This is a genomic window from Rhodococcus sp. (in: high G+C Gram-positive bacteria), assembly GCF_049591685.1.
In the GTDB taxonomy this organism is placed as follows: domain Bacteria; phylum Actinomycetota; class Actinomycetes; order Mycobacteriales; family Mycobacteriaceae; genus Rhodococcoides.
In genome coordinates this window covers 1-3,195 of sequence record NZ_JBAWFH010000190.1, presented here as the reverse complement: position 1 = coordinate 3,195, position 3,195 = coordinate 1, and the positions used below count along the sequence as shown (strand labels likewise).

General features: G+C 63.3%; 3 protein-coding genes. All 3 read left to right on the top strand.

What is annotated here, in order from left to right; all coding sequences use genetic code 11:
• Positions 1 to 519: 519 nt before the first annotated feature.
• On the top strand, positions 520 to 681 hold the full coding sequence (locus WBQ44_RS08145) for a hypothetical protein (RefSeq protein WP_495566203.1): 162 nt from the start codon (positions 520 to 522) through the stop codon (positions 679 to 681).
• Positions 682 to 784: 103 nt separating this feature from the next.
• On the top strand, positions 785 to 1,408 hold the full coding sequence (locus WBQ44_RS08140; protein WP_495566202.1) for a class I SAM-dependent methyltransferase: 624 nt from the start codon (positions 785 to 787) through the stop codon (positions 1,406 to 1,408).
• 80 nt (positions 1,409 to 1,488) lie between these two features.
• The coding region (locus tag WBQ44_RS08135; protein WP_495566201.1) for an acyl-CoA dehydrogenase at positions 1,489 to 3,195 on the top strand (1,707 nt) is incomplete at its 3' end.

Genomic DNA, 3,195 nt, shown 5'->3' with positions numbered 1-3,195 from the left:
CCCTCGCCGTTCTTCGGGACGTCGATCACGCCAGCGATCTTCGAACAGTCGCAGCGGAGTGCCCGTCGCACAGCCGTTTTCGCACTGCAGTCGATCGGTTGCCGCCGGATATCGACTGAGCCGTGCTGGCTTGCGTGCGTCAGGGACGACCAGTCGCATCTCGATGAACGTGAGGTTCGAGCGCCCAACTACTGGCATTGTGAAACAGCAGACAGCTGCGGGTTGAGATCGCTTTTGGGACCGCCGAAAAGGCAGACCGGAATGTTTTCTTTTTCATCGGTGACAGCAGCGGACAAATGCGACACAGCACAACGCACCGACGGGAAAGCGGGCCCGTAGCCGTCACGGACCGGCTGTCGGCCGAGGTCGCGTGCTGGGCTCGCCCATTGGGCACCGAATGCACATACGAACGTCTCGATCGGTTCGTTTCACATCGGTTATCGCACCCAGACCGTATTGCAACAATCCAAACGACGCTTTCGCAGTTATTTCTCAGGACCAAGTGCTAGAAACTTAATTGTGACCGGGTTACTGATAGGCGCAGCGGTATGGCTGGCGGTGGCATCGATTCTTGCCATCGTGCTCGGCCGCGTTTCGACACGCGCCGACAGCGAAGAACTGGGATCGATGATCGACTGGGACGCCGCCGAAATAGACGAGGCAGTCCAGCCCGACCGCTAAGCGGCTTGGCGGCTCCGCCACCGGTGTGCACAAAGTGTGGTTGAAACAGCATTAAGTGCGCACGGGCGGCGGAGCCGCATCTCCGGGGCCGCACACTTACCCCATGGACGCTGATGCATGGGACGCCAAATACGCCGCGAAGGACCTCGTCTACGGGTCTCCGCCCAACCAGCTGCTCGTCGAGTTCGCGACCACACTCCCTCGCGGCCGGGTACTGGACCTGGCCTGCGGTGAGGGCCGCAACGCTCTTTGGCTCGCGACCCGCGGGTGGCAGGTGACGGCCGTCGACTTCTCCGCGGTCGCTCTGGAGAAAGGCCGCCGGATCGCCGAGAAGGCGCCGCGCTCGGTGCGGGAACGTGTCACCTGGGTGTGCGCCGATGTGACGCAGCTTACTTCGAGGCCCGAATACGACCTGGCACTCATGTTGTACCTCCATCTGCCCCCTGAGCAACGCCGAGGAGTGATCCGCGTCGCTACGGAGGCACTGAAACCTGAAGGAAACCTCATGATCCTCGGGCATCATTCGGCCAACATCACCGAGGGCGTCGGCGGACCACAGGAGCCCGAACTCCTCTACACCGCACAGGATCTCGCTTCGGAGGTCGACGAGCTGGCCGAGATCCGACTGGCGGAACGGCGCCTGCGCCACACCCACGACGGGGTCGCGATCGATTCGTTACTACTCGCGAGTAGATCCCACCTTGGCAGCACGAATGATCGGGAGTAATATCCCTCTATGTTACCGACGAGTAGCTAACTTGGGCGGTACTTACGAGACCGCACCACCGACTGGAGAGCGAACGCGCAATGGGCCATTACAAGAGCAACCTTCGGGACCTCGAGTTCAACCTCTTCGAGCTGTTCGGGCTCGAGGAGTCTCTCTCGGGCGACAAATTCGGCGACCTCGACGGTGAGGCTGCCCGCGACATGCTCCGCGAGGTCGTACGCCTGGCCGAGGGCCCGTTGGCCGAATCGTTCGCGGAATCCGACCGCAACCCGCCCGTGTTCGACCCGGAAACCCACACGGTGACGCTGCCGGATGCCTTCAAGAAGTCGTTCAAGGCGCTCTACGACGGTGAGTGGTGGCGCGTCGGTCTCGACGAGGAGGTCGGCGGCATCGCTGCACCCCGCACCCTCGGTTGGGCACTCAACGAACTGCTCCTCGGCGCCAACCCCGCCGCATTCATGTACTCCGCAGGGCCCGGCTTCGCCAACGTGCTGTTCCACAACGGCACCGACGAGCAGAAGGAATGGGCCAAGGTCATCGTCGAGCGCCAGTGGGGCGCCACGATGGTTCTCACCGAGCCCGACGCCGGATCCGACGTCGGCGCAGGCCGCACCAAGGCAATCAAGCAGGACGACGGCTCCTGGCACATCGAAGGCGTCAAGCGCTTCATCACCTCCGCCGTCTCCGACGACCTGTTCGAGAACACCATGCACCTCGTGCTGGCTCGCCCCGAGGGCGCGGGACCGGGCACCAAGGGTCTGAGCCTGTTCTACGTACCGAACACCCACTTCGATTTCGAGACCGGCACGATGGGCGAGCGCAACGGCGTCTTCGTCACCGGCGTCGAGCACAAGATGGGCCTCAAGGCCTCCACCACGTGTGAGCTCACCTTCGGTGGCCACGGCATCCCGGCGCAGGGCTGGCTCGTCGGCGAGGTCCACAAGGGCATTGCGCAGATGTTCGACGTCATCGAGCATGCTCGAATGATGGTCGGCACCAAGGCTATTGCCACCCTCTCGACCGGTTACCTCAACGCCCTCGAGTACGCCAAGGAGCGCGTGCAGGGCGCCGACCTGACGCAGATGACCGACAAGGCAGCGCCCCGCGTCACCATCACGCACCACCCCGATGTGCGTCGCAGCCTGATGATGCAGAAGGCCTACGCCGAGGGCCTGCGCGCGGTGTACCTCTACACCGCCGCGCACCAGGATCCGATCACCGCCAAGCAGGTATCCGACGCCGACGAGGACATCGCCTACCGCGTCAACGATCTGCTGCTGCCGATCGTCAAGGGTGTCGGTTCCGAAATCGCCTACCGTCAGCTGGCCGAGAGCCTGCAGACACTCGGCGGCTCCGGCTTCCTGCAGGATTACCCCATCGAGCAGTACATCCGCGATTCCAAGATCGACTCGCTGTACGAGGGCACCACTGCCATCCAGGCGCAGGACTTCTTCTTCCGCAAGATCGCCCGTGACCGCGGCGTCGCGCTCGCTCACGTTGCAGGACAGATGAAGTCGTTCATCGACAGCGAAGCCGGCAACGGACGCCTCAAGGCGGAGCGCGCACTGCTCGCCACTGCGCTCGAAGACATCCAGGCCATCGTCACCTCGATGACGCAAAGCCTCATGGGTGCGCAGGATCAGCCGACCGAGCTGTACAAGGTCGGACTGGCCTCCGTCCGTTTCCTCATGGGATTCGGCGATCTGCTCATCGGCTGGCTGCTGCTGCGTCAGGCCGAGATCGCCGTGAAGGCACTCGACAACGGTGCAGAGGGCAAGGAAAAGGCG